Here is a 4,587-nt window from a genome sequence, read left to right as displayed (position 1 = left end):
CTCATTTGGACAATAGGAAAGCTTCAGATTGAAAGCTTACAAGTAATACAAGCGCCTATTGTTAAGTTTGATAAACAGTCAATCATGAATAAACAGGATAAAAAATAGAAAAAAAATACGGCAGTTTCCAAAACATTAAAGCAATCAATGCTATTAATGCCATACAGAAATTTTGAGATTTATAAATACTACTTGTCCATATTGGCTGATAAAGAGCTGCTAATAAGATTCCTACCACCGCAGCATTGATAGAATATAATGCAGCTCTCATATGTGTATTATTACGCATACGCTCCCAAAATGGTAGAATTCCAAATACTAAAAGAAAAGACGGTATAAAAATAGCTAATAGACAAATTAAGCCTATTATCCAATTCGAAAAGCTTCCTTCCATTGATGCACCAAGAAATGCAGCAAATGTGAATAGAGGACCAGGTACTGCCTGAGCGAGACTATATCCGGCTAGGAATGTATCGTTATTTAGCCATCCAGTTGAAACAATCTCACTTTGTAATAGAGGCAGAACTACATGCCCACCTCCAAAAACTAAAGATCCGGCACGATAGAAAGCATCTATTAATGAAATTATTTGATTTGGAAAAAGAACGTTTAGGAAAGGTAATCCAATTAATAAGCTGAAAAATATAGCTAACCAAGACCATCCAGCCCGTGTCGTTATAGATACAGGTAATGAATTATGAGTTATTACAGTATTTTGCTTAAATACTAGTAATCCAATCATCCCTGAAATAATAATTGCTAATACTTGTCCCCAAATTGACGGAATAAGAAGGACGAAGCAAGCTGTAAAAGCCATAATCGTAATACGAGGAGGATCTGGACAAAGACTACGAGCCATTCCCCAGAGGGCTTGTATTACAACTGCAACTGCAACTATTTTTAAGCCCTCTAATACACCTGCAAGTTGACTATTGTCGTAATAAGTTAATCCTACTGCAAATAGAATCAAAACAATTGCCGAAGGTAATGTAAAACCAACCCATGCTGCTAACGCTCCCATATAACCTGAACGATAAAAACCAATAGCAATTCCCACTTGACTGCTAGCAGGCCCAGGCAAAAATTGACAAAGAGCAACTAAGTCTGCATAGCTACTATCACTAAACCACTGTCTGCGTATCACAAATTCTTCACGAAAATATCCTAAATGAGCAGCTGGACCTCCAAAAGAAGTTAGTCCGAGACGCAAGAAAATCAGGAAAATAGTAAAAAAACTATAAGTATTAGAAATCATAAAAAGTTAGGATCAAGAAATAGAAAAGGAACACTAAAATATTGATTAACCGTTATTGATTCTGAAAAAGATAACGATCTATGTCTTAGATTTTAATATGATTGTAGTTACTTAAATCTGAAATATTGGAAAGCATTTGAGCTTAAGTCTCGAATAATTGGCTTATTTCTGCTCTAGTGTAACCACGTTCTTTAAAGATCAAAATAATTGCTTTTCGATAGTTCTCACAATGAGCAGTTTTATACTTATTAATTAATTGGATTTCGGAATTAAGCTCGAGGTCATTTTTTATCGTCAATACTTCCGTAGAGACTTTATTAAAAATCTTGAAATTAAACATACAGGCGCTCTTTATCAATATTGTAGCGGCCCGACTACAACAAACACCTGCCTCAGCTTAGCTAGACACCCTTGGGCGCAAGGATTACAAATTCAGCAGGATTCTGCAAGCTTTACCCAATTGAAAGCATTATTATTCATCTAAATACCCGGCCATTTAACATAATGGCGCTTATACGAAGTACACTTGTTACTCACCATTCAAAATGTCTATATTCTCACCAATAAAAATGTCTAGTTTATGATGGTTTAAACATCATGGACTGGATATGAAATATAGATGCTGATCACTATGTCTGACAAAGAAATTCAACGTCTTGCTGTTCTGCAAGACGTTCGAGATCATCGTATTACCCAAGTCCGTGCTGCTGAAATCCTTAATCTTTCAACCCGTCAAATTACCCGGTTATTACAGAAGCTCAATCAAGATGGTGTTTCAGGTATGGCGCATGCCAGCCGTGGTCAACCTGGCCATCGTCGCCATGATGATTTATTAAAATCAAAATGTCTTTCCATTATTTCCGAACATCTGCTGGGATTTGGACCTACCTTGGCCCATGAGAAGCTCAGCAGCATATTTGACCTGAATATCCCGGTAGAAACGCTTCGGCGCTGGATGACTGCAAATGACCTCTGGATTCCGCGATCCAAGCGCCTTAAACGTCCATATCAGCCACGTTATAACCGTGATTGCTTCGGTGAGCTGATCCAGATTGATGGCTCATATCATGACTGGTTCGAAGGACGCGCTGCTAAGTGCTGTTTATTGGTGTATATCGATGATGCCACTGGAAAGCTGTTGCATCTGCGCTTCTGTGAGGCAGAAACGACCTTCGACTATATGCTTTCAACCCGAGCCTACATTGAACAATACGGTAAGCCTCTGGCCTTTTATAGCGATAAACATTCGGTCTTCCGAGTGAACCAGAAATCGAGCCAGGACAGCAAGATCACGCAATTTGGCCGGATTCTGAATGAGTTAAACATTGATATTATCTTTGCCAACTCACCACAGGCTAAAGGTCGCGTAGAACGCGCGAATAGAACCCTTCAAGACCGTTTGATCAAGGAGATGCGTCTGGAAGGCATCAGTTCAATTGCCGAAGCCAATGCCTGGTTACCCTGCTTTATTGAGCATTTCAACCAGAAGTTCGCCAAGTGTGCGCGAAATTCAAAGAACTTACATCGTCCGCTAACAGAGTCTGATGCTGAGCTGGAGGATATATTCACCTGGCAGGAACCGCGTAAGGTCACGAAGAACCTCACCATCACCTATGACAAGTGTATTTATCTGCTTGAACCGACAGAGCTGAATCATAAGCTTGTTGGGCAATACATTTCATTTCTGGAGTACCCGGATGGCACTGTGGCGATCATGCATGAAGGACGGAAGATCAACTATAGTGTCTTCAATAAACTGGCTGGACTACAGCAGAATGAAGTGGTTGAGAATAAAAGATTAGGCTCGGTTCTGGCGCATATCCAGCAACAGCATGAAGAGTTGGAAAAACAAAATAAACGTTCCCGTCTCAAGAAAAGTATGCCGAGTCGTAAAGCTCAGAAAGCGGTTATTGAACAAAGAAATTTAAATCCTGTGCTTGACTCTTGCAGTTAAAAACAGGACATTTTAAATGGTTTATCGCATAGACATTTTAATTGGTGAATAACAACACTTGTATATTAATTTAAATATCAATAACTTAAAAATTTAGTCATGACTAAGAAATCAGCAAAAAGTCGATTTTGAAACAAGTCGGCTTTTTTTTAGGCGGTTTTGATAGTTCTTGCCAATAAATTTGTTTAAAAAGTAGTCGATTTTGCGATTTTTTAAATTTTATCAATGCGTGAATGTTCAAAATTATCCCCATTTCTTGTGGATAAATTTCAGGCACTTTGTACGCTTTAGCTTACTCAAATTCCAGTTCTTTGCGGCTATCAGGATAGCTAGAATATCCCTACGATAGATTCATACAGGAACAGGATGTTCCGGAGCAAAAAACAACAATGATAAGTTCTAACACTAGGATTGTGAGGTAGAGCAGCACCTACCAAAGATCGCACAATAAAAAACCCCGGCAGGATACCGGGGTTTTTTATTGCCTATCCTTTCTCATTTGCAAAACAAACATAATGCCCCTAAAATATAGACTATAATCTATATTTTGGTTGTGGTATGTGGACAGTCATTACGACAGATCTATTTAATCAGTGGCTTGAACAGCAAGATGAACCTACACAAGAGAAGGTCCTAGCTGCCCTGGTTGTTCTACAGCAGCAGGGACCGAGTTTAGGCCGTCCTTTAGTAGATACTGTGTATGAGTCTAAATTTACCAATATGAAAGAACTGCGTGTTCAACATCGCGGTAGACCCTTAAGAGCTTTCTTCGCATTTGATCCCTTACGACAGGCTATTGTTCTATGTATTGCTGATAAAGGCGGTAAAAAGCGTTTTTATAAAGACATGCTGGATATTGCAGATGAACAATACCAACTTCATCTCACCACCCTAGGAGATAAATCTAATGGCTAAGACTCTGCAAGAATTGTTAGCTAGCCGCTCTCCAGAGAGCCAAGCCCGTATTCAAAAAATGGCAGATGAATTACTGCTAGAAAATCAGCTTCATCTTATTCGTGAAGAACTCGAAATTTCTCAAAAAGAGCTTGCTGAAACTTTGGGAATAAAACAGCCATCGCTTTCAGCAATAGAAAATCGTGGCAATGATCTTAAGATTTCAACCATGAAAAAGTATGTTGAGGCAATGGGTGGGAAGCTCCGTATTGATGTAGAGCTTCCAACAGGAAAACATATAGGATTCAACGTTTAACAATAAAAATGGGAGCTATAGGCTCCCATTTTTAGATTCGTATAACGTTGAACCCAACGGTAAATAGTCGTGTGATCAACATTCACACCCCGTTCGGCCAGCATTTCCTGCCGTTCACGATAGCTAATGCCATATTTACAATACCAGCGCACAGCCCAAAGAATGATT

Annotated in this window: 5 protein-coding genes and 1 pseudogene; 3 read left to right on the top strand and 3 right to left on the bottom strand. The window is 39.1% G+C overall.

All coding sequences use genetic code 11. From position 1 onward, the window contains the following. Positions 1-82: 82 nt before the first annotated feature. Together chrA and FTV48_RS15045 are read right to left on the bottom strand one after the other, a co-directional pair. On the bottom strand, positions 83-1,255 hold the full coding sequence (gene chrA / locus FTV48_RS14140) for a chromate efflux transporter (protein ID WP_180000734.1): 1,173 nt from the start codon (positions 1,253-1,255) through the stop codon (positions 83-85). A 142-nt stretch (positions 1,256-1,397) separates the two neighbouring features. Beyond that, a complete protein-coding gene (locus FTV48_RS15045; RefSeq protein WP_035270385.1) occupies positions 1,398-1,595 on the bottom strand; it encodes a hypothetical protein in 198 nt (65 codons plus the stop codon). Positions 1,596-1,874: 279 nt separating this feature from the next. On the opposite strand from FTV48_RS15045, the gene FTV48_RS14135 reads away from it, so the two are divergent. The 3 genes from FTV48_RS14135 to FTV48_RS14125 all read left to right on the top strand — a co-directional run bounded on the left by FTV48_RS14135 (position 1,875) and on the right by FTV48_RS14125 (position 4,419). Continuing rightward, complete coding sequence (locus FTV48_RS14135) at positions 1,875-3,209, top strand: ISNCY family transposase (RefSeq protein WP_015060273.1); 1,335 nt, start codon at positions 1,875-1,877, stop codon at positions 3,207-3,209. A gap of 558 nt (positions 3,210-3,767) precedes the next feature. Beyond that, positions 3,768-4,124 carry a type II toxin-antitoxin system RelE/ParE family toxin gene (locus FTV48_RS14130; protein ID WP_004668307.1) on the top strand — a complete coding sequence of 119 codons (357 nt, stop codon included), beginning with the start codon at positions 3,768-3,770 and terminating at the stop codon, positions 4,122-4,124. Next, on the top strand, positions 4,117-4,419 hold the full coding sequence (locus FTV48_RS14125) for a helix-turn-helix domain-containing protein (protein ID WP_001140620.1): 303 nt from the start codon (positions 4,117-4,119) through the stop codon (positions 4,417-4,419). Before FTV48_RS14130 ends, FTV48_RS14125 begins: the two co-directional genes overlap by 8 nt. Positions 4,420-4,460: 41 nt before the next feature. On the opposite strand, the pseudogene FTV48_RS14120 reads toward FTV48_RS14125, so the two are convergent. Next, positions 4,461-4,586 (bottom strand): annotated as a pseudogene (locus tag FTV48_RS14120) (IS6 family transposase); the annotation flags it as partial. Position 4,587: the final 1 nt, after the last annotated feature.

The organism is Acinetobacter sp. YH18001 (assembly GCF_013416975.1).
Lineage (GTDB): Bacteria > Pseudomonadota > Gammaproteobacteria > Pseudomonadales > Moraxellaceae > Acinetobacter > Acinetobacter pseudolwoffii.
Note: the sequence above shows the minus strand (reverse complement) of the source record. Positions and strands in the feature narration are given on the sequence as shown.

Excerpts from the sequence above, each read along its gene's own strand:
- chrA (WP_180000734.1), bottom strand. The coding sequence starts at position 1,255 with ATGATTTCTAATACTTATAGTTTTTTTACTATTTTCCTGATTTTCTTG.
- FTV48_RS15045 (WP_035270385.1), bottom strand. The coding sequence starts at position 1,595 with ATGTTTAATTTCAAGATTTTTAATAAAGTCTCTACGGAAGTATTGACG.
- FTV48_RS14135 (WP_015060273.1), top strand. The coding sequence starts at position 1,875 with ATGCTGATCACTATGTCTGACAAAGAAATTCAACGTCTTGCTGTTCTG.
- FTV48_RS14130 (WP_004668307.1), top strand. The coding sequence starts at position 3,768 with ATGTGGACAGTCATTACGACAGATCTATTTAATCAGTGGCTTGAACAG.
- FTV48_RS14125 (WP_001140620.1), top strand. The coding sequence starts at position 4,117 with ATGGCTAAGACTCTGCAAGAATTGTTAGCTAGCCGCTCTCCAGAGAGC.